General features: G+C 35.8%; 24 protein-coding genes and 1 riboswitch. Of the genes, 11 read left to right on the forward strand and 13 right to left on the reverse strand.

Annotated features, from left to right (window positions below):
• Positions 1-51 precede the first annotated feature (51 nt).
• A complete protein-coding gene (locus tag AAT17_RS05325) occupies positions 52-1,014 on the forward strand; it encodes a glycoside hydrolase (protein ID WP_157539235.1) in 963 nt (320 codons plus the stop codon).
• A 47-nt stretch (positions 1,015-1,061) separates the two neighbouring features.
• On the forward strand, positions 1,062-2,714 hold the full coding sequence (locus AAT17_RS05330) for a M1 family metallopeptidase (RefSeq protein ID WP_060523195.1): 1,653 nt from the start codon (positions 1,062-1,064) through the stop codon (positions 2,712-2,714).
• Here AAT17_RS05330 and AAT17_RS05335 read toward each other — a convergent pair.
• The 4 genes from AAT17_RS05335 to AAT17_RS05350 are packed head-to-tail and all read right to left on the reverse strand — an operon-like array spanning position 2,711 to position 4,921.
• The gene (locus tag AAT17_RS05335; protein WP_060523196.1) at positions 2,711-3,601 is read right to left on the reverse strand and encodes a TIGR01777 family oxidoreductase; all 891 of its coding nucleotides are present in this window, start codon (positions 3,599-3,601) and stop codon (positions 2,711-2,713) included. The two genes, AAT17_RS05330 and AAT17_RS05335, sit on opposite strands and share 4 nt — an antisense overlap.
• A 12-nt stretch (positions 3,602-3,613) precedes the next feature.
• Positions 3,614-4,021 (reverse strand): hypothetical protein, encoded by a 408-nt coding sequence (locus AAT17_RS05340; RefSeq protein WP_060523197.1) that lies wholly within the window; start codon positions 4,019-4,021, stop codon positions 3,614-3,616.
• A 1-nt stretch (position 4,022) separates the two neighbouring features.
• A complete protein-coding gene (locus tag AAT17_RS05345; protein ID WP_060523198.1) occupies positions 4,023-4,364 on the reverse strand; it encodes a hypothetical protein in 342 nt (113 codons plus the stop codon).
• A gap of 50 nt (positions 4,365-4,414) precedes the next feature.
• Complete coding sequence (locus AAT17_RS05350) at positions 4,415-4,921, reverse strand: GbsR/MarR family transcriptional regulator (RefSeq protein ID WP_060523199.1); 507 nt, start codon at positions 4,919-4,921, stop codon at positions 4,415-4,417.
• Between the two features lie 102 nt (positions 4,922-5,023).
• Between AAT17_RS05350 and AAT17_RS05355 the strand changes: the two genes are divergently transcribed.
• Genes AAT17_RS05355 through AAT17_RS05365 form a run of 3 tightly spaced genes read left to right on the forward strand, consistent with a single transcriptional unit; the run spans position 5,024 to position 7,150 of the window.
• The gene (locus AAT17_RS05355) at positions 5,024-5,680 is read left to right on the forward strand and encodes an HD domain-containing protein (RefSeq protein ID WP_060523200.1); all 657 of its coding nucleotides are present in this window, start codon (positions 5,024-5,026) and stop codon (positions 5,678-5,680) included.
• 18 nt (positions 5,681-5,698) lie between these two features.
• A complete protein-coding gene (locus tag AAT17_RS05360; RefSeq protein WP_060523201.1) occupies positions 5,699-6,514 on the forward strand; it encodes a tRNA pseudouridine(38-40) synthase TruA in 816 nt (271 codons plus the stop codon).
• Positions 6,515-6,565: 51 nt separating this feature from the next.
• On the forward strand, positions 6,566-7,150 hold the full coding sequence (locus AAT17_RS05365) for a DUF2911 domain-containing protein (protein ID WP_060523202.1): 585 nt from the start codon (positions 6,566-6,568) through the stop codon (positions 7,148-7,150).
• Positions 7,151-7,218: 68 nt separating this feature from the next.
• On the opposite strand, the gene AAT17_RS05370 is transcribed toward AAT17_RS05365, so the two are convergent.
• The 6 genes from AAT17_RS05370 to AAT17_RS05395 all read right to left on the reverse strand — a co-directional run bounded on the left by AAT17_RS05370 (position 7,219) and on the right by AAT17_RS05395 (position 12,712).
• Positions 7,219-7,542, reverse strand: coding sequence for a 2Fe-2S iron-sulfur cluster-binding protein (locus AAT17_RS05370; protein ID WP_060523203.1), 324 nt, complete (start codon positions 7,540-7,542; stop codon positions 7,219-7,221).
• 6 nt (positions 7,543-7,548) lie between these two features.
• Complete coding sequence (locus AAT17_RS05375) at positions 7,549-8,619, reverse strand: NAD(P)/FAD-dependent oxidoreductase (RefSeq protein WP_060525006.1); 1,071 nt, start codon at positions 8,617-8,619, stop codon at positions 7,549-7,551.
• Positions 8,620-8,891: 272 nt separating this feature from the next.
• Positions 8,892-9,302, reverse strand: coding sequence for an Rrf2 family transcriptional regulator (locus tag AAT17_RS05380; RefSeq protein ID WP_060523204.1), 411 nt, complete (start codon positions 9,300-9,302; stop codon positions 8,892-8,894).
• 39 nt (positions 9,303-9,341) lie between these two features.
• On the reverse strand, positions 9,342-10,424 hold the full coding sequence (locus tag AAT17_RS05385; protein ID WP_060523205.1) for a hypothetical protein: 1,083 nt from the start codon (positions 10,422-10,424) through the stop codon (positions 9,342-9,344).
• Positions 10,425-10,437: 13 nt separating this feature from the next.
• Entirely contained in the window at positions 10,438-11,421 is a 984-nt protein-coding gene (locus tag AAT17_RS05390; RefSeq protein ID WP_060523206.1) for an alpha/beta fold hydrolase, read from the reverse strand.
• 1 nt (position 11,422) lies between these two features.
• Entirely contained in the window at positions 11,423-12,712 is a 1,290-nt protein-coding gene (locus AAT17_RS05395) for an O-acetylhomoserine aminocarboxypropyltransferase/cysteine synthase family protein (RefSeq protein WP_060523207.1), read from the reverse strand.
• A gap of 122 nt (positions 12,713-12,834) precedes the next feature.
• A riboswitch (SAM riboswitch) is annotated at positions 12,835-12,941 on the reverse strand.
• 377 nt (positions 12,942-13,318) lie between these two features.
• Here AAT17_RS05395 and metK point away from each other — a divergent pair.
• Entirely contained in the window at positions 13,319-14,575 is a 1,257-nt protein-coding gene (gene metK, locus AAT17_RS05400) for a methionine adenosyltransferase (protein ID WP_060525008.1), read from the forward strand.
• Between the two features lie 71 nt (positions 14,576-14,646).
• Here metK and AAT17_RS05405 read toward each other — a convergent pair whose 3' ends face one another.
• Entirely contained in the window at positions 14,647-16,947 is a 2,301-nt protein-coding gene (locus tag AAT17_RS05405) for a sodium-translocating pyrophosphatase (RefSeq protein ID WP_082586909.1), read from the reverse strand.
• Positions 16,948-17,176: 229 nt separating this feature from the next.
• Between AAT17_RS05405 and AAT17_RS05410 the strand changes: the two genes are divergently transcribed.
• The gene (locus AAT17_RS05410) at positions 17,177-18,019 is read left to right on the forward strand and encodes a bacteriorhodopsin (protein ID WP_060525010.1); all 843 of its coding nucleotides are present in this window, start codon (positions 17,177-17,179) and stop codon (positions 18,017-18,019) included.
• 126 nt (positions 18,020-18,145) lie between these two features.
• On the opposite strand, the gene AAT17_RS05415 is transcribed toward AAT17_RS05410, so the two are convergent.
• On the reverse strand, positions 18,146-20,659 hold the full coding sequence (locus tag AAT17_RS05415; protein WP_082586910.1) for a DUF5686 and carboxypeptidase-like regulatory domain-containing protein: 2,514 nt from the start codon (positions 20,657-20,659) through the stop codon (positions 18,146-18,148).
• A gap of 134 nt (positions 20,660-20,793) precedes the next feature.
• On the opposite strand from AAT17_RS05415, the gene AAT17_RS05420 reads away from it, so the two are divergent.
• Positions 20,794-21,645, forward strand: coding sequence for a hypothetical protein (locus tag AAT17_RS05420; RefSeq protein WP_060523209.1), 852 nt, complete (start codon positions 20,794-20,796; stop codon positions 21,643-21,645).
• A 47-nt stretch (positions 21,646-21,692) separates the two neighbouring features.
• Here AAT17_RS05420 and AAT17_RS05425 read toward each other — a convergent pair whose 3' ends face one another.
• Entirely contained in the window at positions 21,693-22,673 is a 981-nt protein-coding gene (locus AAT17_RS05425; protein ID WP_060523210.1) for a pyruvate dehydrogenase complex E1 component subunit beta, read from the reverse strand.
• A gap of 259 nt (positions 22,674-22,932) precedes the next feature.
• On the opposite strand from AAT17_RS05425, the gene AAT17_RS05430 reads away from it, so the two are divergent.
• From AAT17_RS05430 to AAT17_RS05440, 3 genes are all read left to right on the forward strand, one after another.
• Positions 22,933-23,679 carry an electron transfer flavoprotein subunit beta/FixA family protein gene (locus AAT17_RS05430; RefSeq protein ID WP_042275932.1) on the forward strand — a complete coding sequence of 249 codons (747 nt, stop codon included), beginning with the start codon at positions 22,933-22,935 and terminating at the stop codon, positions 23,677-23,679.
• 72 nt (positions 23,680-23,751) lie between these two features.
• Positions 23,752-24,720, forward strand: coding sequence for an electron transfer flavoprotein subunit alpha/FixB family protein (locus tag AAT17_RS05435; protein ID WP_042275934.1), 969 nt, complete (start codon positions 23,752-23,754; stop codon positions 24,718-24,720).
• A 98-nt stretch (positions 24,721-24,818) separates the two neighbouring features.
• Positions 24,819-25,430: a bifunctional nuclease family protein gene (locus AAT17_RS05440; RefSeq protein WP_042275936.1), complete on the forward strand. Its 612-nt coding sequence runs from the start codon at positions 24,819-24,821 to the stop codon at positions 25,428-25,430.

Consider the following 25,430-nt stretch of genomic DNA (forward strand, 5'->3'; position numbering starts at 1 on the left):
CTTTTATTAATGTCCTGTTTGAACTCATCACAGTCAAACCAGACCGCCTTTTTGAATTCAAACTTAACTCAAACAATTAATAAAATAAATGGTATCTCATTTGTTGCTACCCGTAATCCTATTGATAAAAATAACGTACAACCACTAGTTCAATACAATGCAAATTATGTAGCTGTTATACCCTATGCGTGGATGCGTTCAATTGATAGTCCACAAGTTATATATGACGAGGATCACGGTTGGTGGGGCGAAAAACCGCATGGTGTATCACAAACCATTGACCTAATGAATGATCAAAATATTGAGGTAATGCTCAAACCTCAAATTTGGATAAATAAAGGAACCTATACCGGTACCATTCAATTAAAAACAAATGAAGATTGGCAAATTCTGGAAGACTCCTATCGTGAGTATATTTTGAGATTTGCTCGTATCGCACAAGAAAAAAAAGTAGGGCTATTTTGTATAGGAACAGAACTTGAATCCTTTGTAACTGCTAGACCAGACTACTGGAGACAATTAATTAAAGAAATCCGTACTATTTATAAAGGTAAAATCACCTATGCTGGGAACTGGGACAGTTACAAACAAGTTACATTTTGGGATGAATTGGATTATATAGGAGTAGACGCTTATTTCCCTGTTTGTAATAAAAAAACACCCGATATTGATAACATAAATCAAAGTTGGGATAAATGGAAAAAAGAATTAAAATCTTTCTCGACTAGCTTTAAAAAACAAATCCTGTTCACAGAATATGGTTATATAAGCGCAGATTATGCCGGAAAGGAACCATGGAAAAATGCCCAAGATCACCATGAAGTAAATGAAAAAGCTCAAGATATTTTATATCAATGCTTATTCGATAAGGTTTGGGGAGAATCCTGGATGGCAGGCGGTTTTTTATGGAAATACCATGCAGAAGATAGTAGATGGAGAGGTTTTGCAAAACGTTTTACGCCACAAGGAAAAATGGCTCAAAAAACAATTACTCAAGCATATCTTGAGCATTAAAAAAACAATCATATAACAGATGGTATCGCATCTATAATCAATCTTTAATGAAGATAAATAAAACGTCGTTATACAAGGTAATAACTCTAATTATATTTTGTTTAATTGGAATTCAAGCAGAAGCACAATTACTTCAAAATAAAAAACAATTTACAAGACAAGATAGCTTGAGAGGTAGTATTACTCCAGAACGTGCATGGTGGGAATTACAACGTTACGACCTAAACGTTAAGGTAGAACCTGATGAAAAATTTATTTCTGGCAGCAACCAAATAACCTATAAGGTGCTTGCAAGTAATAATAAAATGCAGATTGATCTACAGGAACCTATGCTCATTACCAAAGTAGTTCAAAATGATAAGGAATTAAAGTTCACCCGTGATGGTAATGTCTATTATATTCTTTTAAAAGACAAGCAACAAGTAGCTACCACAAAAACTATTACGGTATTTTTTAAAGGACATCCCAGAGAAGCAAAAAATGCCCCATGGGACGGCGGCTTTTCATGGAAAAAAGACGAAAAAGGAAATCATTTCATTGCAACTTCAAATCAAGGTTTGGGAGCAAGTGTATGGTGGCCATGTAAAGATCATATGTATGAAGAAGCAAAAGGTATGACAATATCAGTAAACGTACCTTCTAATTTAATGAACGTATCCAATGGTAGATTAATTAAGGTTAAAGAACTCATTGACAACACTACAACATATACCTGGCAAGTGACCAACCCTATAAATAATTACGGAGTCAATATCAATATAGGTAACTACACCCATTTCGGTGAAGTCTACTCTGGTGAAAAGGGTGATCTACATATGGATTATTATGTTCTAGAACATCATCTTGAAAAAGCAAAAAACCATTTTACCGATGCCCCAAAAATGATGAAAGCTTTTGAACACTGGTTTGGACCTTATCCTTTTTATGAAGACAGTTTTAAACTAGTTGAGGTTCCCTATTTAGGTATGGAACATCAAAGTTCTGTTACCTATGGAAATAAGTTCAAACAAGGCTATTTGGGCAGAGATTTATCGGGTACTGGCTGGGGTTTGAAGTTTGATTTTATTATCATTCATGAAGCTGGTCATGAGTGGTTTGCAAACAACATAACTAACAAGGACATTGCAGACATGTGGATTCATGAAAGTTTTACAGCCTACAGTGAAAGTTTATTTTTAGACTATTATTATGGCAAGCAAGCTGCACAAGAGTATATCATAGGTACTCGCAGAACTATTCAAAATGACAGACCTTTAATAGGGCATTATAACGTTAATCATGAAGGTAGTGGCGACATGTACTACAAAGGAGCCAATTTATTACATACCATACGCACACTAGTAGATGATGACGGTAAATGGAGATCAATACTGCGCGATATGAATAAAACTTTTTACCATCAAACAGTTACGACTAAACAAATAGAGGATTTTTTAATTGAAAAAACGGGTATTGCGCTACAAAAAGTTTTTGATCAATACTTAAGAGATACTCGTATTCCTAAATTAGTTCTTAAAAGTAAAGGAAATAAACTTGTTTATTATTGGGAAAATACGGTCGATGATTTTAGCATGCCTGTAGATGTATATATAGGTAACAATAAACAACGTATCATACCGACTACAAAAAAACAAACCATGAAATTGTCGTCTAAGTTTAACGAGGTCAACGTAGACGACAATTATTATATACAGAGTTAAATCAAATCTTGTACAGCAGCATCATAGGTATTGTAGTCCCATTTAAAACCAGAATTTTCTAATTTCTCTGGTAACACAAACCTACTTTTTAGGACTAGTTCAGTCTCGGTTTTCATGAAAAGAGCACCTAGCTCTAGCAACCATCTAGGTTGTGATATGGCAATAGGTATTCCCAAACTCTTTTGTAGGTTAACCATAAAATCTTTGTTGCTCACAGGTTTAGGAGCCGTAACATTGACCACACCTTCCAATTCTGATTGAATTAAAAAGTCAACAGCGCGGCAAAAATCATCCACGTGTATCCAGCTAATCATTTGTTGTCCTTTACCTTGCATTCCTCCTAATCCCATTTTAGTCAAACGTTTTATTACAGGAAAAGCGCCACCTATAGCTCCTAAAACAATTGAAGTACGCATAGCAACCTTGCGAGTACCAGGCAATTCTTTTTCAAAGAAAACACGCTCCCATTCTTGAGCTACATTGGTAGAAAAGTCATCACCTAGCACACCTTCTTTCTCCGTGTTTGGCCTGGTTTCAGAATGTCTATAAATAGTAGCGGTACTAGCATTTAACCAAACTCGTGGACGATTACTGCACTTTTCAACTGCTTTGTGTAACACAGCAGTACTAGACAATCGGGACTTTAGAATTGCTTTCATATTAGCCGGATTGTACCTACAGTCTACGCTCTTACCTGCTAAATTAATGATAACATCAACAGTTTCCAGTTCCTTTTCCCATTCTCCCAGATTCTCACCATCCCAGTAGAGTGACTTAGAATCACGCTTTCGCGAAAGCGTAATCACCTCATGACCTTGTGCTTTTAAATATCTTGATAAAGATTTACCTAAAAATCCTGTTCCTCCTGGTATCAAAATTTTACTCATAATTCTTTATGTTTACTTAGATTCAGGTGATAAATAAATGGGTGTTTTTACGACAGTTTTGGATTGTTTGCTTTTTCTGCGACCTCTAAAAAAGAAAAACAAATTGATGAAAAGCATGACACCTAAATAGATAGAGAATCCACCAATCTTTGCGCTTAATACCTCTATCAGATTCTGATACGTATTGTGCCATTTATAATCTGATATTTCTAGAATCCATAACCCAAAACCCAAATTCAACAGGTAAAATCCTATTTGAAAAAGATTGTTTGTTGAGGTTGCGATATCATTTTTACCATGAAAAATATCGAGCATAAAAATCTTTGCATTTTTAAAAAGCGTACGCGATACATAATATGTAAGTCCCAGCATGATAGGTACATAAATAAAATAACCGATGATAATTTTTGAAGTTTCCATATTACTTGAATTTAAATTGATAGATAAGTTTAATAATGAATAGATTGCTATAATGCAAGACAGCAAGTATGAGTAGAATCATTGAAAAGTGACTCGTTACAGATTGAACAACTCCTATGATATTTTGAACGTCTTCCCAGGTCGCAACGACAGTTATGCCATAACCTAGATTGATTAAATAATAAGCCACTAATAACACATCATTGATGCTTTTTGAAAACTCAGCATCTTTAGGAAAAAAAGCATCGGTGTATACTCGTCCATGACGGTAACACAAATGTCCAATGCGTAAAATCACTGTCACTAGTAATACGGTGTAAACGGCATAAGCAATTAAGTTCATAATTTTTATATTTTCAGAAATTATTGAAAGTTATAACGAAATAAAAAAGACTATGAAATAGCCTTTATCATTTTCTTCAGGTAACTATTGCTATTAATCCTGCTTGCAAGATTCAGTAAATTTTCCATTTGCGCGACAAATTCTTCTAGGTCTTTTATCAATGCCTGAAAATGCTTCACCTCATCATCCTTACCTTCTAACTCTGTTTTCTTTAGATCTTTTAATAAAGTAAGTACAGGTTCTATCTCCCTACGTTTTCTCTCCTCCATAATATGCTGTGCCATAGAATATATGTCATGAATGGCCTCAAAAAACTCTTTGCGCTCACCTAATACCGTCTTCTTGCGCACAAGACGCCAGTTGATCAATTCACGTACATTGGTATTCACATTTCCTCTAGAAAGCTGTGTACGACCCATGATGTCATCAGTACTTAAACCATTGGGCGAGGCCAGTAGTAAAGCGTGAATTTGCGCCATACTCTTAGAGATTCCCCATGAGCTGCCTAATGAGCCCCATGCTTGAATAAATTGACCTTGTGCTTCCTGTAATTTCATAGTCCAAATATAAACTTATTTTTTATATTTTCAATATTTTCTGAAAGTTTAATTTTATTTTGAATATTCCGCTTTCGCGAAAGCGCACTACCTTTATCCCTTATGAACTACACACCTATCATTGAACAAACTATAAGTTTTGTCAAATCTGAATTACACGACGCAGAAGGCGGTCACGACTGGTTTCACATTGAGCGAGTGTGGCGTAATGCTCAACTTATTGCGGCACAAGAAAATGACTGCGATAAACTAGTAGTAGAACTGGGCGCTTTACTTCATGATATTGCAGATTCAAAATTTCATGATGGCAACGAGGAAGCTGGTCCTATTAAAGCAACAACTTTTCTCAAAGGATTAGGTGTTGACGATTCTATTATAGACCACGTGGTGCAAATAATACGTCATGTATCCTATAAAGGTGGACATACTACCGGATCCTTTAACAGTATAGAGCTACAAATAATTCAAGATGCCGATAGGTTAGACGCATTGGGTGCCATAGGAATTGCACGTACCTTTAACTACGGCGGTTATAAAAACAATGTTCTTTACAACCCAGAAATTCCTCCCAATCTTACTATGAGTAAAGAAGAGTATAAAAAGGGTAATAACCCTACTCTCAATCATTTTTACGAAAAACTATTGCTACTTAAAGACCTTATGAACACCTCTACTGGAAAGCGACTGGCACAATCACGACATAATTTTATGGAAAAATTTCTTGAGCAATTCTATGCAGAATGGAATGGAGAGCAATAGTCAAAAGCAAAAGATCTTATGAAAAAGAATGATCCCTTTTTACAGTTAAGCAGACAGTACTTTCTGATCAAATTGCAATATTTAGGTTTTAGGTTTCACGGATGGCAACAACAACCTAACGATATTCCTACAGTCGAACGCATGATTAATAGAACGCTTAGGTTTGTATTTGACCATAATGATTTTAAAGTAGTTGCAGCTGGTAGAACAGATTCAAAGGTATCTGTTAATGAAACCTGGGTAGAACTTTTTCTCGATGCAAAGGAACCTTTAAATCAAGAGCACTTTTTAGAACAATTTAATTTAAACTTACCTAGTGATATAAGAGCTTTAGAAATAAAGAAAACCACTGCAGACTTTAATGTTATCCAGCATCCTAAGATTAAAGAGTACATCTATTTATTCTCTCATGGAGAGAAGTTTCATCCTTTTTGTGCGCCATTAATGGTTTACATGAAGGATGAACTCAATATAGAACTCATGCAACAAGCTGCCCAGATGTTTGTAGGAACTCATGATTACTGGTCCTACACCTATAAACCTAAACCTACTACAAATACAATTTGCACCATCGAAAGTGCAGTGATTGAGGAGAATGAGTTGTACACAGCAAACTTTTTTCCTGAAATCAGTTATGTTTTTCGAGTACGAGGCAGCGGTTTTAAAAGGTATCAAATTAGGCTTATGATGGGGATTCTCTTTGATATAGGGCATGAAAAGATTTCACTTGATGAGTTCAAAAAAACGTTAATAGGAAGTAATAGAATTCATTTGAGTCATGTTGCTCCACCTAGTGGTTTACAACTGTTTAAGACAGATTTAACAAGGCAGTGATACTTCTGTGAGAACAATTCATTTAGTTTAGACCTTTTAAAACCAGATATTATGAAAACAAAAATTCTATTAATGGCATTTTTAATGGGTGCCGGAAGTTTATTTGCCCAAGAATTGGATGATAAACTTGATAAAAGTCCTATGGATGCTACTTTTTATCCAGCTGAAGCTGCTAAGAGAGCGTTTAGAAAGGGCGTTACTGCTCCAAAGGTTAGAGTATTATATTCAAGACCAGCATTAAAAGGCAGAGAAATATTTAAAAAAGAAAAAGAAGATAAAGGTATCACCATGTATGGTCAAGCATGGCGATTAGGAGCTAATGAGAGCACCGAATTATTATTAATGCAAGACGCAATGATAGGCGGTAAAAAAATTGCTGCTGGTAGATATACGATTGTGGTAACTCCACATGAAGATTATTGGGTGTTTCACATAAATTCAGAAAACGATGGATGGGGAAACTATGGACATAAACCAGAATTAGATCTTGTAACTGTAAAAGTTCCAGTAAAGAATGTTGAAAATAGTCTAGAACATCTTACAATCGCATTATACTCTCCTAATGAAGACAATGTAATTCATTTAAAAGTGGGCTGGGGAACTTACCGTACTGAAATGCCAATTACACTCATGTAATTGAGGTAACATAAACAAAAAAAGCTGACTTAAAAGTCAGCTTTTTTTGTTAATAATTTAAACGTTTATTATTCTTCAGGAGCTAACTCAATAACGAGACCATCAAGCTCTTCGGTAATTGGAATTTGACAACCTAATCTAGAGTTATCTTTTACAAAACTAGCTTCCCACAACATAGCTTCTTCGTCATCATTGCGTTCTCCTAGATCATGATCACTGATTATATAACATTGACAAGTGGCACACATTGCCATTCCACCACATGTAGCCTGTACAGGAAGTTCGTATGACTTACAAATTTCCATTACATTCATATTCATATCTGTAGGAGCAAGTAGTTCATGCTTCTCTCCTTCTCTATCAATCACGGTAATAGTTACATCGATTGCCATATTGCATTAAGCTTTTTGACCTATTTTTTTTACAACAGCTTTTTCAGCAACCTTATGCGATCCATCAAAACCAGATACTCCACCTACCGTTGTATATTTCATAACATATCTTTTGTCTGGAAATATACGTTGATAAGCACTTTGACACATTAAAGTTGCCTCATGAAAACCACAGAGTATTAATTTCAATTTCCCTGGATATGTGTTAACATCACCAATGGCGTAAATTCCCGGTATGTTAGTTTGATAATCTAGAGTGTTGTCAACCTTAATAGCATTTTTTTCTATCTCTAATCCCCAATCGGCGATTGGACCCAATTTTGGGGCAAGCCCGAATAATGGAATGAAGGCATCACATTCAATCACCTCCATTCTTTTTGCTTTATCATTATGCTGAATTTCAACAGACTCCACTCTACTCTCACCATTTATCGCCTTCACTTCTGCAGGAGTAATTAACCTAATTTTATCCTGCTCAACTAGTTCTTGAACTTTTTCAACGCTATCTAATGCACCTCTAAATTCTTCTCTCCTATGAACTAGTGTCACTTCACTAGCAACATCGGCCAAATAAATAGTCCAATCTAAAGCACTATCGCCACCACCAGCAATTACTACTTTTTTATCGCGATAATCCTCTGGATTTTTAATCATGTAGACTAGACCATTGTCTTCATACTTGTCTAGATTTTCGATTGCTGGTTTACGCGGCTCAAAGGATCCCAATCCACCAGCAATCGCCACTATTTTTGTGTGATGCTGCGTTCCCTTATTTGTAGTAACTATAAAGGAACCATCTTCTTGTTTCTCTATAGTTTGTGCTCTTTCTCCTAATGTAAAACCAGGTTGAAAAGGCTCTATTTGTTTCATTAGATTATCGATCAAATCACCAGCAAGAACATCTGGAAAACCAGGAATATCATAAATAGGTTTTTTAGGATATAGTTCGGTAAGCTGCCCACCTGGTTGCGCAAGTGCATCAATTATATGACATTTAAGTTTAAGTAATCCAGCTTCAAAAACCGCAAATAATCCTGTGGGACCAGCACCGATAATAAGAATATCGGTTGTAATCATTTCTTTACTCATGATTTGATTTGTATTATACTACAAAGGTCGCTATCAACGTATTGCTATCCAAATAAAAGCAGACAATGTTAAAAAGAAATGATCTTAAAGTTTTGAGAAGAAAACAGTCAAGGAAGCGAGTGTAATAAAAAGAAAACAGCCCATCTTAATATCGTCAAATCACTCGCTTAACATGACCTTTCAAAACTATCGGTTAAAACTTAACGGTACGAATATACTTCATAAAGTAATACCCTACCAAAATAGTAGGGTATTATTTTTTACTTTAATAAATCTGCTAATGTTTGATTTTCTAATATGGCGAGTGTATTATCCCTAACTTGAGCCATAAGTCTATTCACACTGCAGGTTTCTTCATCTTTACAGTCTTCGCACTTTTCATAAAAATTTAAACTTACACATGGTAGCATAGCAATAGGTCCTTCCAATATTCTGTGTACCGTACTCATTTTTATTTCATCAGGTGTAGTTAACAACAAGTATCCTCCACCTTTTCCCTTGCGACTGGTAAGAATGTCCTGCCTACGTAATTCAAGTAAGATGCTTTCTAGAAATTTATGTGGGATGTTTTCTGCTTTGGCAATCGTCGATATAGCTATAGGCTTTTCATTGCCGTTTTTTGCTAGATATGTGAGTGCTTTAATCCCGTATTTTGTTTTTCTGGATAACATAGCTGCTTAATTTTACGCAACGGTAAATATAAAAACCTTTTATCTTAAAACCGGTTGTCCAGCGGTCATTGCTACCTTTATGATATCTGATAATAGACCGCGAGCTGTCACCTGTTTACCAGCTCCAGCTCCTTGAATGACTAAGGGTTGTTTTCCGTAAGATTTTGTGTAAACCTCAAAAAAACCATCACTGCCTCGTAATAAACCAGCAGGCGATTGTTTATCTACTACTTCTAACTTTACTGTAAGACTTTCTTTTTTAAGATCAAGAATACCTAGATGGCGTAATACGCTATTTTTACCTAGATTCTTCTTTAAATTTTGAAAAGGTGTGTCAAGTTCGTTCATACGGTCAAGGAATTCTTGCTTTCCAATATTCCTTAATTCAACTGGTACTAAATTATCGACCTCAATATCATCCAATTCAATCACATACCCTGCTTCACGTGCCAGTATCAATAGTTTTCTAGCAACATCCATTCCAGACAAATCATCTCTAGGATCAGGCTCGGTATAACCATCTACAAGTGCGTCCTGTAACAACTGTGAAAATTGTTTCTCTTCTTGAGAAAAGCGTGAAAAAATATAGCCTAGAGAGCCAGAAAAAACTCCTGATATTTTCACGATCTCTTCACCGCTTTTATACAATTGCTTTATCGACTCTACAATAGGTAAAGCTGCACCTACATTAGTCTCGTACTCAAACCGTAAATCCTTAAAAGCCGCTATTTCACGAATTTCTTTGTAGTAGGTATAATTTAATGTGTTTGCAATTTTATTAGCTGTCACGATATGAAAACCCTTTGATAACAACTCTACGTAATAAAGGCTTAAATCTTTACTCGCGGTAGCGTCTACAGCAATTTTAAAATCTGGAATAGTAGCAAACGATTCATAAAAAGCATCGGGCTTGCGATCGATACCTTTAGATTTAAATTCATTTTGCCAGTTCTCACCAACACCCGATTCCTTTAAAATAGTATGTGTGCTGTTGGCCAAACCTACAATTCGTAGATCTATTTCATGTTTTTCTTTGAAGAAGGTATGGGATTCAAGAACCTGTTCTATTAGGGTTTTACCCACATTTCCTATTCCAAAAATATATAAGTGTACTAGTTTCATCCTTTTAGTATTTTTAAGCAAGTGCTTTTGTTTCTGAAACTAAATGAAGTTTCACGCGTTTTTTTACAATCCGTTTTAAAATATTAATTAATTGATCGTGTTCAATGAGAAATGCATCGTGACCGTGAACAGATTGTATAATATTCAATGACGATGGAACCTTGTTTTTAATTCTTTCATACGTAGCTATATCTTCCTCAGCAAGGAAAAAACCGTCACTATTTATACAAATAATATCGATACTAGCTTTAGATTTAATAGCGATGGACTCAATATCATTGCTTCCATTTGTGACATCAAATTGACTTAACAAATGATTTAGATGTCTGTATGCTGGTAGTGTAAATCGTTCTTGTAATGCAAGACCATGATAATTTAACCATGCTTGTACAGTTCCAGCATCTTTTTCAAATTTTTGAATAATGCCTGCTGGCGATCTATATAAAGTCATCGCATGTTGTCTAGCTGTTTCAATAGGTTTATCACTATTTTCTAAAATAGTTTGTTGTACATGACAACACGCTTGTAACCATAAAGTAGACTTCCAGTCTGCAGCAATAGGAACAATACTTTTAATTAAAGACGGCGCAACCGTAATTAACTCCCATAGTACAGCTCCACCTATACTTCCTCCTAAAGCTAGGTCAATGGTTGAGATGTTTAGGGTGTTGATCGCTTTCGCGAAAGCGTATCCCACATCTTTTAAATTCCAATCTTGATAATTAAAGATAAGCTCATCAACTTCTTCTGAGTATCCATTTCCCGGTATATCAAAAGCCAATACCGTATAACGATCAAGGTCGATAACCTTTCCCAAACCTACCAATTGTGGCCACCAAGAAGTGACATTTGAATTGCCCGTAAGTGCATGAGTAATCAGAATTATGGGCGCGGTATGTAGTTCACGCCCAAAAATCTGATAGGAAACACTAATATCTTGAATTTTACCAGATACTGTTTTAAAGTCTGGAATTTTCACTTTTTTCAACTGTGACATATTAAATTTTTACAGTTTGTGATACTTTTTCAAAAGCAGATTCTAGATCGGCTATTAAGTCGTCAACGCTTTCTAGACCTACCGAAAGTCGAATTAAATCTTTTGAAACACCTGTACTTAATTGCTGTTCATCAGACAATTGTTGGTGTGTGGTACTGGCAGGATGTATTATTAGAGATTTAGTATCGCCTATATTGGCTAAAAGCGAGAACAACTCCGTTTTATCGGCGATAGTTTTTGCTCCTTCAAAACCAGACTTTACTCCAAAGGTGACGATTCCACTTTGTCCTTTAGGTAAGTACTCTTGGGCAAGCTGATAATACTTACTCGATGATAGACCAGGATAATTAACCCAGGCAACTTCTTCCCTTGACTCTAACCAATTTGCGATTTTAAGGGCATTCTCAGAATGCTTTTGGATTCGTAACTCTAGAGTTTCTAGGCCTTGTATGATTTGCCAAGCATTGAATGGTGAAATTGCCGCACCTAAATCTCTCAAACCTTCAATTCGCACCTTGGCAATAAATGCTGCCGCTTCTAAAGCCTCACTATACACAAGACCATGATAGCCCGGTGAAGGCTCTGTAAATTCAGGGAATTTACCATTTGTCCAATCAAACGTTCCCGCATCTATAATAATTCCTCCTAGCGCTGTTCCATTCCCATTTATGTATTTTGTAAGTGAGTGGATAACAATATTTGCACCATGTTCAATAGGGTTGAGTAAAAAGGGTGTTGCAACAGTATTATCAACAATTAACGGCACCTTTGCTTGTTGAGCTTGTGAACTTATTTTTTTAAGGTCGAGCACATCTAATTTGGGATTTCCAAGCGACTCTACAAAAACAGCTCTAGTGTTTTCTTGTAACGCATTGATAAAAGAATCTGGCTCATTAGGATCTACAAAAGTAGTGGTAATCCCAAGTCTTGGTAAGGTTACTGATAGTAGGTTGTAAGTACCACCATATAGAGAATTGCTTGCAATAATATGATCACCAGCTCGCAATAAAGTTAGTAAGGTAGTTGATATCGCACTTGTACCAGATGCTGTGGTTACAGCAGCAATACCACCTTCTAGGGCAGCTAATCGCTGCTCAAGAACATCTACTGTAGGGTTGTTAATCCTAGTATAAATAAAACCAGGTTTAGCTAGTGAAAATAAATTTGCAGCATGATCGCTGTTATTAAAGACATAGCTTGTGGATTGATACAAAGGTACAGCTCGTGTACCAGCATTTGCTTTAAAATCATGACCTGCGTGTAATGAAGTTGTTGAAAATTTTTGTGACATTGTAATTGTTTTAAAAAATTAATTAAATGCCCAAAACCGTATGAAATAGATATCCACTTGCTCTATGCAAGAATCGATAAATCAAAAAAGAAACGTAATGGAGTAGTTACCTACTGGCCTGCGTATCATCTCTCCTATTAACTAGGCAGAAAGTAGCACCTTCTTAATTTAGAATTAAGGGTTGCTAAGGAGTCATCGGGTCTGTTCCCTCGTCCTTTCTTGATAATTTCAGTATGGTAATGAACGTGAGTACAAATATTCAAAAAGAAATTTTACAATTCCAAAGTTTTAATGAAATTTAATCCCTATTAATTTACTAGGATTTACAAGTGACTGTCTTTAAACATATTACATTTAATTAAAATAAAGTTAAACTCTCAAATTGTTAATTTAATATGAACTCTTAATAACTATTAATTTAATAACTCTTACATTTGTTGCCGATTAAACGAGGACAGATTTGGCTGATTGCGACCTCGAATTAAGATTTCTTAATTCATAAACGCTAAAACAGTAAGACTATCTAACTATACAGCCCAATTTTGTTCTTAATTATTAATGCGTAGTATGCTTTAAGGTATGCTTTCGCGAAAGCGTAATAAAAATATGCCCTATTTATTTACAAGTGAATCTGTGAGTGAAGGTCACCCAGATAAAGTCGCAGATCAAATAAGCGACGCTTTATTAGATAATTTTCTTGCTTTTGATCCAGAATCAAAAGTTGCTTGTGAAACTCTTGTCACAACTGGTCAAGTAGTTCTTGCCGGCGAGGTAAAAACTGATTCTTACATTGATGTTCAACACATCGCAAGAGATGTAATTAACCGTATAGGTTATACTAAAGGAGAATATCAATTTTCTGGAGATTCATGCGGTGTTATTTCTTTAATACATGAACAATCTCAAGACATTAATCAAGGTGTAGATAGAGCCACAAAAGAAGAACAAGGAGCAGGTGACCAAGGAATGATGTTTGGTTATGCTACGAATGAAACTGAGAATTTCATGCCACTAGCACTGGATATCTCGCACAAAATATTAATCGAACTAGCAGCCTTACGCAGAGAAAATAAGGATATTACTTATTTAAGACCAGATGCAAAATCACAAGTAACTATTGAATACAGTGATGATAATATACCTCAACGTATAGATGCTATAGTTATATCTACACAACACGATCCGTTTTCTAATAATGATAATGAGATGTTATCGAAAATTAAAAAAGATCTTGTTGAAATTTTAATTCCTAGAGTTATCGCCCAGCTGCCAGAGTATGCTCAAAAGCTGTTTAATGATAATATCACCTATCACATCAATCCGACTGGAAAATTTGTAATTGGTGGTCCTCATGGAGATACTGGACTTACTGGACGTAAAATAATTGTAGACACTTATGGTGGTAAAGGAGCTCACGGTGGTGGAGCGTTTTCTGGTAAAGATCCTTCCAAAGTAGATCGCAGCGCAGCCTATGCTGCTAGACATGTTGCAAAAAATTTAGTTGCGGCAGGACTTGCAAGCGAGGTGCTTATACAAGTAAGTTATGCAATAGGTGTGGTAGAACCTACCTCAATCCTAGTAGACACTTATGGAACCGCAAATGTTGAAATGACTGATGGTGAGATTTCTAAAATCGTAGCCGAGATATTTGATATGAGACCTGCGGCAATAGAAAGTAGGTTGAAATTACGTAACCCGATTTATGAAAAAACAGCGGCTTATGGTCACATGGGTCGTGAACCTTATGTTGAAAAACGTGTTTTTGAAAGCCCTTACAAAGGTCGAGTAGAAAAGGAAGTTGAATTTTTCACTTGGGAAAAACTGGACTATGTAGACCAAGTTAAAGAAGCTTTTAATTTATAAGCTTTATAAGTGTTTCAATAAAAAAAGGGTAGCTTTTAAAAGCTACCCTTTTTTTATTGAGATAGATTTTTTTATCTGTATTCGATGGTAACTACCTCTTCTTTAACAGGCTCAACAATTAATTCCTTTTTAGTCTGATCCTCGTTATTAACTTGTGCATCTTCAGAATGACCGCCTAATATAGGAGCCACTACTAAACCAATTAAACAAGTCAATTTAATCAAAATATTCATGGACGGACCAGATGTATCCTTAAATGGATCTCCTACTGTATCACCAGTTACTGCAGCCTTATGAGCGTCTGACCCTTTGTATGTCATTTCACCATTGATTTCAACACCTGCTTCAAAAGACTTTTTAGCATTATCCCAAGCGCCACCAGCATTGTTTTGGAAAATTGCCCAAAGAACACCACTTACCGTTACACCAGCCATATAACCACCTAGCATTTCGGCAATAGCAAGATGATCCATTCCAAATATCATAGGGACAAATGCAATAATCAATGGAAAACCTATGGTTAACAAACCAGGTAGTAACATTTGTTTTAAAGATGCCTGAGTTGATATAGCTACACATTTATCGTACTCTGGCTTTCCAGTTCCTTCCATTATTCCAGCTATTTCCTTGAATTGACGACGTACCTCATAAACCATTTCCATAGCTGCCTTACCTACCGCATTCATGGCAAGTGCGCTAAATACAACAGGTACCATGCCTCCTACAAATAACATCGCAAGAACAGGAGCCTTATAGATATTGATACCGTCTATTCCTGTGAATGTAACATAGGCTGCAAACAAGGCTAATGAGGTTAATGCTGCCGATGCAATTGCAAAACCTTTTCCGGTTGCTGCCGTAGTATTACCTACTGAATCCAATATATCAGTACGTTCTCTTACGATAGGGTCTTGTTCACTCATTTCGGCAATACCACCAGCATTATCAGAAATTGGTCCAAAGGCATCAATTGCTAATTGCATTGCAGTTGTAGCCATCATTGCACTTGCTGCAAGCGCAACACCATAGAAACCAGCAAAAGCATAAGATGCCCAAATCGCTCCGGCAAATAAAATTACTGAAGGAAAGGTAGAAATCATTCCCGTAGCTAGACCTGCAATAATGTTCGTTCCTGCACCCGTTGAAGATTGTTGTACAATCTTAAGAATAGGTCTTTTTCCCAAACCAGTATAATATTCTGTAACCGAGGATATAACTGCACCTACTACTAATCCAACAAGAGTTGCTAGAAAAACATTAAAAGAAGAAACCTCAACAGGATTTGTTATACCAAAGAAATCCATTTTCATCGTTTCTGGCAACATCCAGGTACATAGACCATAACAGGCTATTGCTACAAGAATAATAGATGTCCAGTTTCCTATATTTAAAGCACCCATTACCTGAGCTTCTTTAGCCTCATTACTTTTAATTTTAACAAGCATCGTACCTATTACAGATATGATGATACCTACACCTGCAATTGCCATAGGTAATAAGATAGGACCTATTCCTCCAAACCCTTCACTAGTTATATCACCACCCATATCTCTAATTACATAATTTCCTAAAACCATAGCTGCTAGAACCGTTGCCACATAGGATCCAAAGAGGTCTGCACCCATTCCTGCTACATCACCTACATTATCCCCAACATTATCTGCAATGGTTGCTGGATTACGAGGATCATCCTCGGGAATGCCAGCTTCTACTTTACCTACTAGATCTGCTCCAACGTCGGCTGCTTTAGTATATATTCCACCACCTACTCTAGCAAACAGTGCAATCGATTCTGCTCCAAGTGAAAAACCTGCTAGTGTTTCCAGTACAATAGTCATAAGATCTCCTGCTGTTCTTGTTTCACCCATAAATTCTGTTGCAGCCCATTCCCCATTCATAAATAACTGGAAAAACAAGATAAAGAATGCTGTGAGTCCTAATACAGCTAGACCAGCTACTCCTAGACCCATTACAGTTCCTCCACCAAATGAAATTCCAAGGGCTTTAGGCAAGCTCGTTTTTGCAGCTTGTGTAGTTCTAACGTTAGTTTTTGTAGCTATCTTCATTCCAATATTACCAGCATAAGCAGAGAAGACGGCTCCGAAAACAAAAGCAATAACAATCATCCAGTGTGTGGTAGGGACAACTACTGATACAATCGCCAGTAAAACACTGACAATGATTACAAAAATGGAAAGCAGTTTGTATTCTGCTTTTAAAAATGCGAGTGCACCTTCATAGATATGATCCGAAATTTCTTTCATCGTTCCATCTCCAGCATCTTGTTTCATAACCCAAGATTTTTTGATGACCATATAAACGAGGCCTAAAAGCGCCAGTGCAACTGGCAAATAAATCATGTATGATTCCATAAGTAATAAAATTGTTTGGTTTAAAATCTTGCTAATGTAACAAATAAATGTTAAGAAATCGATTGAGTAACTTAAATCTAATGGCCTTAATTATTGAAATAATGAAATAAATGTTAAAGCATCAATCGACCTTAAAAGGAGGTTCCATAAAGTTTTCTTATTTTTTGTTTAATTTTTATTTAATAACATTAAACAAAAAGATATGTGTGAGTACTTTTATAAAAAAAAGATGATACAAGATTTAGGTAATTCCAACTTTGAAAATTATGTAGGAGCGTCAGAAGGTTTCTCTGAAATGGCCTACCAAATGACCTCACATGTACTTACTTTAGGATATGCGGTAATGTTTGCAGGGCTTCTGTACTTTATCCTCACCATTAAAAACGTTGACAAAAAATATAGAATGTCTAACATACTATCGGCAGTTGTAATGGTTTCTGCGGCATTATTGCTATATGCACAAGCAGGTAACTGGACTTCTAGCTTTTCCTTTGATCCTGAAGCAGGTAAGTATTTTTTAAATCCAGATGGAGACTTGTTTAACAATGGATACAGGTACCTTAATTGGTTAATCGATGTTCCTATGTTACTTTTTCAAATTTTATTTGTGGTTACATTAACTAAATCTAAAGTTAGCTCTGTGAGAAATCAATTTTGGTTTTCAGGAGCAATGATGATTATAACCGGTTACATAGGTCAATATTATGAGGTAACAAATCTTCCTGCCTTTTTCATTTGGGGTGCTATCTCAACGGTATTTTTCTTCCATATATTATGGTTAATGAATAAGGTTATCAAAGAAGGTAAAGAAGGTATTCCAAAAAAAGGCCAAAAAATACTTTCTAATATTTGGATATTATTTTTAATCTCATGGTTTTTATATCCAGGAGCGTACTTAATGCCTCACCTTGCAGGGATAGAAGGTTTCTTATACAACGAGTCTGGTGTAGTAGGTAGACAGATCACTTATACGATTGCAGATGTTTGTTCTAAAGTTATTTATGGTGTTTTACTAGGTAACTTAGCTTTAGTCTTAAGTAATAATAAAAAAATGATTGAGACAGCTCAATAGTAGTTGGTTGTTTGTTGATTGAAAAAGCCGATACTTTAAAATAAGCATCGGCTTTTTAGTATTAATTACTAGGCATGGGTTAGTAGGATACCACGCTTTCGCGAAAGCGCACACCTATATTTACTATTAAAAACTAAAACCAAAACTACCGGTTATTGCCATCGACCTAGCATCAGGTAAGAAGTTATAACTACCTCTAAAACTAACATCAATGCGCAATATTTTAAAGATATTACCTATACCTGCGCTATATTCCCAGTAAACATCCTCTGGGGCACGATACGTTAAACCACTGCGATTTATAGCCCTATTTTCATCACTGATAGTTCCATAGACTGCCTTTATACCTACCAGCTCTCTAAGCTGTAAATCTCTTAATCCTGGTATACGAGAAAACAAACGACCATTGAAATTATGATCTAAATGTATAGTGGCGTATTGATCTGTAACGAACTCGTAGAAATCCATCGTATTGAATGTCCCTTGTATATTAAAATAAGTTTGATTTCCTGGAACTACATTAAGTAAGGATAATGGAACGGTTCCAAAAGTTTTACCAGCTTCAACCCGAGCGGTCAATCGTCCAAAAGCACCTATTTGAAATGGGTGAGAATAATAAAAAGAAAACTTATCATAATTAAAGTCACTATTCAAAAGATCTTTAATCCCTTTGGTATAGTTCATATAGAGAATGGGATATGCGCCCTCATTTATTAATGTTCTATCAACTCCATAATTGGACATTTTTCTACCAGGCGTATAAGTGGTGGTTAATGTTATTGCAGATTGTTTTACTTCACCTGATACCTCACCTGTATCAGGATCCAAATAATCCAAACTGAAAACTCCTGGATTGGCAGTTTCTATGGTTCTATAACTACCGTTTAATCTAACCTCAAAATTATAAACCGGTTCAAAACTTACACCTACGGTACTTAAGTTAATATTGGATAATCTGTTATTGTTACCTGCACTTATCAGTGCGCTTGAGGCTAGACTGCGACCTAGTACGTCGTTCGTATTTGTTAAACTCGCTCCTAGTTGTTCTACATCTCTTCTATTTCCTGCGTACACAGTAAGCCTGCTACGCTTGTCTAATAACGCTTTTCCAGAAATCCCATATTTAAACTTGTCGTCTCTAAATCCATAGGCGGTATATCCTTCAATACGCCACGGGTCATTGGAAGTGAAAAAGGTTCTTCCACCAGCTCTTAGTCTTAATCCTTCAACATCGTTAAATCCAAAGATTGAAAATATAGGTCCAATATCATAACCATCCATTTCATAATATCCTGATGCGAGTATGGTCCCTAAATTGTATAGTCGCTTAAATTTCTTATTCTTTTTAAGCGTGTCCAGCATTACATATATTTGTTTCTCGTCTTTATTGAGTTTTTCCAATCTATTTTGATCCCAATACGCCTCGTCACGGTTATAAACTTCTGGATCAAAATCATTGACCCTACGCTTGTAAAAGTCTGCTGGTTTTTCAATATCAAATTGATAATTATCATAAAGGGTAGTACGCTTACCGTAAATACCCTTGGATTTTTCTTTTTTATTGAGTGCAAAATCACTCATGAAATAATCTCTGGTGATTAAGAATAAACTGTCATTGAGAACGTCAAATTCTTGCTCTATATAAATCTCTTTTACCCAATTAATATTAGCACTTTTAGTGGCTTGCATATTTATTTCTTTGATAGCATAGGATTCTGCAGCCACCCAAAAGTCACCTTTAAAAGTAAGTTCATTTTTACGTCGAGGATAGTAGATAATATTATAAGATTCGACACCATCAACTAAAGCGGTATCTCTCAAGACATAATTATAAGTATCAATACCTGCTTTACCTACTGGACTAGCAAAGCTCTTATCAAAGAATTTTAAATATCTATCGTAGACATCTATATCATTATATAGATCTTTTACAAATGCGATTATAGTTTGATTGTTTGAAAAACCTGAGTTTTTATTAGCCTTGACATCTTCCTTTTTTTTATTTAATTGATTATCTCCGTATACCTTAGCCAGTGACTCATTAATAAAAATAGGCAAGTAAGTTTTACCTGTAACCCTACTTGTATCTGCATAATCAAAAATAAACTCCATCCCTCTAAAAAGCTTAGAATTAATCATAGCACTATCGATAGTATTCATGTCAAATTCTAATTTCTCGTATTTATCATATTGATACTGCTTAAATTGAGCTAGACCATTCTTACGTCTATTCTCCCATACTTTTCTCAAAATATCTATGGCAGGATTGTTCTTTTTTGAAGTTTTACCAGTGTATACAACCACTTCATCTAACGAAGCTGTTTCAGTTTCCAAAGTGATAGTTAAATCTAGGGAAACTTTAGCATTAAGTTTTATAACTTGGGTCTTATAACCGATAAAGGATACTTCTATACTGTCAAATGAATTATCAGATTGCAGGTAAAATCTTCCGTTGTCATTAGTGATGGTACCTTCACTTGAATTTGGAAACACCACATTTGCAAATGCAACTGTTTCTCCTAGATCATCATAAACTACTCCACCTACTTTAGTTTGAGCCATGGAATAATAAGAACATATAAAAATGGAAAACAGTAATAAATGTAGACTTCTCAATAAACAGGTAGGTAATTTTTCCATGACAAGTGGGATAGGTGTCAAATTATATAATAGAAGAAACGAATATAAGTAAGTGAAGTTATAAGTCTATTACTTTTTAATCACGAAGTGTTAACCTTTTAATTTAAAAACCCATAAACGAGAAACCAATTCTCATGAAAAACTTACTTATTTCATTGTTTTTAATTATTAATACCGTATGCCTAAGTCAGGTTGGTATAAACACCACAAGTCCTAATGCAAATCTTGAAATTGCAGCAGGAACAACTGCTGAATACAACGGTATTTTACTACCGAAAAATGATGAATTTCCAACTACCGTAACTTCAAACCAAGATGGTATGATGATATACATAACAGGTAACGGATCTGTTACAAAAGGTTATTGGTATTACGATCATGGTAGTGGCTGGAGAAAGCTAATTCAAGGAGAAAATGAAGGTTTCTTAAAAACATATTTAAATCCCAAATTCCCAGATGGAATGAACGAACTACAACCAATTACTGTAAACTTGAGCTTAGGCAGCTATACAGTTCCTACTGGGAAAAATTTATATATTACCTCTGTTTATCGCGGGAATGCCGCCCTTACTTTACAAGCATTTGATTTTTCACAATCCTTATCTTATACGTTAATAAGTAATACTCGCGCTACCTACGGATTTCCGACATTTAATAATCCTATTATCATAGGACAACAAGATTATGCGTTAGGTAATTGTGTGATCAATGGTTTTTTAGTAGATGCCACTATAGTACCTATCTATGCAAATACGTCGTATACTGTTCCTGCAAACAAGGTATTCGTTTATCTAACTTCCAATCAAACCAACACTAACCCTATAAATGAAATTGAAATAGACGGATCCTTTGTTACAAACACGGGTACAAACAATAGTAATTCTGGCAATGCAGAAGCTTCCACCATGCCTCTATTTGTTGATGAAGGTCAAATAATCAGGTTAAGAAATGGAGGAATTATGAATGGCTACTTAATAGACAAATAAAAACCCAGCTAGAAAGCTGGGTTATAAACTCTTTATGTTATAGAAATCTATTTTCTATACATCACTTTTTTGACACCTTCTATCACATCCTGGTGATTAGGTAACCATTCCTTTAAAAGTACTGGCGAATAGGGTGCAGGAGTGTCCTGAGTATTAATTTTATAAATAGGAGCATCTAAGTAATCAAATGCTTCAGCTTGAACCATGTGTGAGATCTCAGTAGATACATTTCCAAATGGCCATGCTTCCTCAAGAATAACCAATCTATTCGTTTTCTTTACTGATTCAAGAATCGCTTCTTTATCATATGGTCTCACTGTTCTTAGGTCTATGATTTCACAAGAAATACCATCCTTCTCAAGCTCTTCTGCTGCTGTATACGCTTCTTTAATAATTTTTCCGAATGAAACTATCGTAACATCAGTTCCTTCTCTTTTTATATCAGCAACACCTAATGGTAATACATATTCATCCTCTGGCACCTCACCTTTATCACCATACATTTGCTCAGATTCCATGAAAATTACTGGATCATCATCTCGAATTGCAGCCTTCAATAAACCTTTGGCGTCATAAGGATTTGACGGTACAACAACTTTAAGCCCGGGACAGTTTGCAAACCAGCTTTCAAAAGCTTGTGAGTGAGTCGCAGCAAGTTGTCCAGCACTAGCTGTAGGTCCACGAAAAACGATTGGACATTTAATTTGTCCACCTGACATCTGACGGATTTTTGCAGCATTGTTGATAATTTGATCAATACCTACCAGAGAGAAATTGAACGTCATAAACTCAATAATAGGACGATTACCCGTCATGGTAGATCCTACTCCTACTCCTGCAAAACCTAACTCAGAAATTGGTGTATCAATAACACGTTTAGGACCAAACTCATCCAACATTCCTTTTGATGCCTTGTAAGCACCATTGTATTCTGCCACTTCTTCACCCATTAAATAGATAGACTCATCACGTCTCATCTCTTCACTCATGGCCTCACAAACGGCCTCACGGAATTGTATTGTTTTCATAGAACTGTTTTAACAATAAGGACAACAAAAATAAAGCACTACTATCAATAAAAATGCTAAAAAGCGTTATAAAATATTTGATATTTTCGATCCTTACAGACTACAACGTTTGAGAATAGCGTATATTTGAAGCACTACTACCTTCAATTCAAGTTAAAATTCCATTTTTTTATAAAAATTTATTATGCACGCATAGTTTTTTTGCCGATTTTATCGTAATTTCGCAAACGTTTGAAAAAGACGATAAAAGCATATAAATATGAAGATTTTAGTTTGTATAAGTCATGTTCCAGACACGACTTCAAAAATTAATTTTACCGATAACGATTCAAAATTTGACACTAACGGTGTACAATTTGTAATTAATCCCAACGATGAGTTCGGTCTTACTCGTGCCATGTGGTTTAAAGAAAAACAAGGCGCAAGTGTTGAGGTTGTAACAGTAGGTGGTGCCGAGGTAGAACCTACCTTAAGAAAAGCACTTGCCATAGGTGCCGATACAGCAATTAGAGTAGATGCTCCTGCAACCGATGGTTATTCTGTAGCTCAAGAGCTTGCGGCAGTAGTTAAAGAAGGTGGTTATGATCTAGTTATAGGAGGACGTGAATCGATCGACTATAACGGTGGTATGGTTCCTGGAATGGTTGCTGCAATGACAGGTGCTAGTTTTGTAAATACTTGTATCTCTCTAGAAATCGATGGGAATAACGCTACTGCAATACGTGAAATCGATGGTGGTAAAGAAACAGTAACCACTACATTACCTTTAGTTATAGGTGGTCAGAAAGGATTAGTAGAAGAAAGCGACTTACGTATTCCTAACATGAGAGGAATTATGATGGCTCGTAAAAAGCCTTTAAATGTAAAGCCAGCTGCTCAAGGTTCAGAAGAAACAAAAACTGTTTCATTTGAAAAACCAGCTCCTAAAGGTGATGTAAAGTTAGTAGATGCAGACAATCTAGACCAGCTTATCGACCTTTTACACAACGAGGCAAAAGCTATTTAAATAAAACATTAATGTGGTAGAGTTTACGCTTTCGCGAAAGCGTAATTACCACAAACTTTAAACACAACACATATGTCAGTTTTAGTATATACAGAATCAGAAAACGGTGCATTCAAGAAAAATGCATACGAAGTGGCTAGCTATGCAAAAGGTATTGCAGACATGCTAGGTACAGATGTTGCTGCAGTTGCATTTCATGCAAACGGCGCTGGTGATCTAGGAACTTATGGAGTGAATAGATTACACAATGCAACAGACAGCTCTCTAGAAAAATTTAATGCAGGCGCTTATGCCAAGGCTATTGCACAAGCTGCTAAAGCAGAAAATGCTCAAGTAGTAGTTATAAGCTCTAGTGCAAATTCAAAATACCTAGGATCTCTATTAAGCGTAGCTCTTGAAGCTGGATACGTTACTAATGTAGTAGGATTACCATCTAGTAGCTCTCCATTTACAGTAAAGCGTAGTGTTTTTACAAACAAAGCATTTGCCAATACAGAAATCACTACCGATGTTAAACTGGTAGGACTTTCTCAAAATGCTTATGGTCTTAAAGAGAATGCAGTTGAGTGTACAGTAAACGAACTTGCTACTCAAATTGAAGAATCAGATCTTAAGGTGCACGTGCAGTCTGTAGATAAAGCTACAGACAAAGTTAGTATCGCAGATGCAGAAATCGTAGTAAGCGCAGGTCGTGGTCTTAAAGGTCCAGAAAATTGGGGAATGATTGAAGAACTTGCAGAAGTTCTAGGAGCCGCTACGGCTTGTTCAAAACCTGTATCTGATATGGGATGGAGACCTCATGGTGAACACGTAGGACAAACTGGTAAGCCAGTTGCTACAAACCTATACATCGCAATTGGAATTTCTGGTGCGATACAACACCTAGCTGGTATTAACGCTTCAAAAACTAAAGTTGTTATTAATACAGACCCAGAAGCACCTTTCTTTAAAGCTGCTGATTATGGTGTTGTAGGTGACGCTTTTGAAGTTGTACCTGCTCTAATTGAGAAATTAAAGGCTTTTAAAGCAGCAAATTCATAATTTCTAGATTATTTCTTAAGAAAATCTTAGATTTAAGGCTGTGCAAAAGGAGAAAAACCTCATTTTTGCACAGCTTTTTTAATTCATGAAATAAATTTATGAGTCTAAAACGACTTAGCATACGAGGAATATCTTACAGCCAAACACAAAATGGCGCTTATGCACTCGTATTAAAGGAAGTAGATGGTACTAGACAATTACCTATTGTCATAGGAGCTTTTGAAGCACAAAGTATTGCCATAGCACTGGAAAAGGAATTAAGTCCACCCAGACCACTTACTCATGATTTATTTAAAAACTTTGCCGAACGTTATAGCATTGTTGTAAAACAAGTAATTATACACAAGCTAGTCGATGGTGTTTTTTACAGTAGTTTAATCTGTGAAAGAGATAAGATAGAAGAAATAATTGATGCAAGAACTAGTGACGCCATAGCACTTGCAGTACGTTTTAAAGCTCCTGTTTTTACTTATGAGAACATATTAGATGAAGCAGGGATTCAACAAAACATTACACCAGACAAAGAATTATCTCAAGATCCTGTAGACAGTGATGAGGTTGTTGAAGAATTGATGAGCTCTACCACAGATACAAAAGAAGATTATAGCAATTACAGCTTAAAAGAACTTAATAAAATGCTAGGCGATGCTGTTTCAAGAGAAGACTACGAATTGGCAGCACAAATAAGAGACGAGATCTCAAAACGATAA

This window comes from Nonlabens sp. MIC269, from assembly GCF_001430865.1.
In the GTDB taxonomy this organism is placed as follows: Bacteria; Bacteroidota; Bacteroidia; order Flavobacteriales; family Flavobacteriaceae; genus Nonlabens; species Nonlabens tegetincola.

Coding starts and splice junctions, on each gene's coding strand:
- AAT17_RS05360 (WP_060523201.1), top strand. CDS start 5,699: ATGAAAAAGAATGATCCCTTTTTACAGTTAAGCAGACAGTACTTTCTG.
- AAT17_RS05350 (WP_060523199.1), bottom strand. CDS start 4,921: ATGAAATTACAGGAAGCACAAGGTCAATTTATTCAAGCATGGGGCTCA.
- AAT17_RS05335 (WP_060523196.1), bottom strand. CDS start 3,601: ATGAGTAAAATTTTGATACCAGGAGGAACAGGATTTTTAGGTAAATCT.
- AAT17_RS05410 (WP_060525010.1), top strand. CDS start 17,177: ATGATACAAGATTTAGGTAATTCCAACTTTGAAAATTATGTAGGAGCG.
- AAT17_RS05340 (WP_060523197.1), bottom strand. CDS start 4,021: ATGGAAACTTCAAAAATTATCATCGGTTATTTTATTTATGTACCTATC.
- AAT17_RS05420 (WP_060523209.1), top strand. CDS start 20,794: ATGAAAAACTTACTTATTTCATTGTTTTTAATTATTAATACCGTATGC.
- AAT17_RS05345 (WP_060523198.1), bottom strand. CDS start 4,364: ATGAACTTAATTGCTTATGCCGTTTACACCGTATTACTAGTGACAGTG.
- AAT17_RS05355 (WP_060523200.1), top strand. CDS start 5,024: ATGAACTACACACCTATCATTGAACAAACTATAAGTTTTGTCAAATCT.
- AAT17_RS05390 (WP_060523206.1), bottom strand. CDS start 11,421: ATGTCACAGTTGAAAAAAGTGAAAATTCCAGACTTTAAAACAGTATCT.
- metK (WP_060525008.1), top strand. CDS start 13,319: ATGCCCTATTTATTTACAAGTGAATCTGTGAGTGAAGGTCACCCAGAT.
- AAT17_RS05405 (WP_082586909.1), bottom strand. CDS start 16,947: ATGGAATCATACATGATTTATTTGCCAGTTGCACTGGCGCTTTTAGGC.
- AAT17_RS05435 (WP_042275934.1), top strand. CDS start 23,752: ATGTCAGTTTTAGTATATACAGAATCAGAAAACGGTGCATTCAAGAAA.
- AAT17_RS05440 (WP_042275936.1), top strand. CDS start 24,819: ATGAGTCTAAAACGACTTAGCATACGAGGAATATCTTACAGCCAAACA.
- AAT17_RS05415 (WP_082586910.1), bottom strand. CDS start 20,659: ATGGAAAAATTACCTACCTGTTTATTGAGAAGTCTACATTTATTACTG.
- AAT17_RS05395 (WP_060523207.1), bottom strand. CDS start 12,712: ATGTCACAAAAATTTTCAACAACTTCATTACACGCAGGTCATGATTTT.
- AAT17_RS05425 (WP_060523210.1), bottom strand. CDS start 22,673: ATGAAAACAATACAATTCCGTGAGGCCGTTTGTGAGGCCATGAGTGAA.
- AAT17_RS05385 (WP_060523205.1), bottom strand. CDS start 10,424: ATGAAACTAGTACACTTATATATTTTTGGAATAGGAAATGTGGGTAAA.
- AAT17_RS05375 (WP_060525006.1), bottom strand. CDS start 8,619: ATGATTACAACCGATATTCTTATTATCGGTGCTGGTCCCACAGGATTA.
- AAT17_RS05380 (WP_060523204.1), bottom strand. CDS start 9,302: ATGTTATCCAGAAAAACAAAATACGGGATTAAAGCACTCACATATCTA.
- AAT17_RS05370 (WP_060523203.1), bottom strand. CDS start 7,542: ATGGCAATCGATGTAACTATTACCGTGATTGATAGAGAAGGAGAGAAG.
- AAT17_RS05330 (WP_060523195.1), top strand. CDS start 1,062: ATGAAGATAAATAAAACGTCGTTATACAAGGTAATAACTCTAATTATA.
- AAT17_RS05430 (WP_042275932.1), top strand. CDS start 22,933: ATGAAGATTTTAGTTTGTATAAGTCATGTTCCAGACACGACTTCAAAA.
- AAT17_RS05365 (WP_060523202.1), top strand. CDS start 6,566: ATGAAAACAAAAATTCTATTAATGGCATTTTTAATGGGTGCCGGAAGT.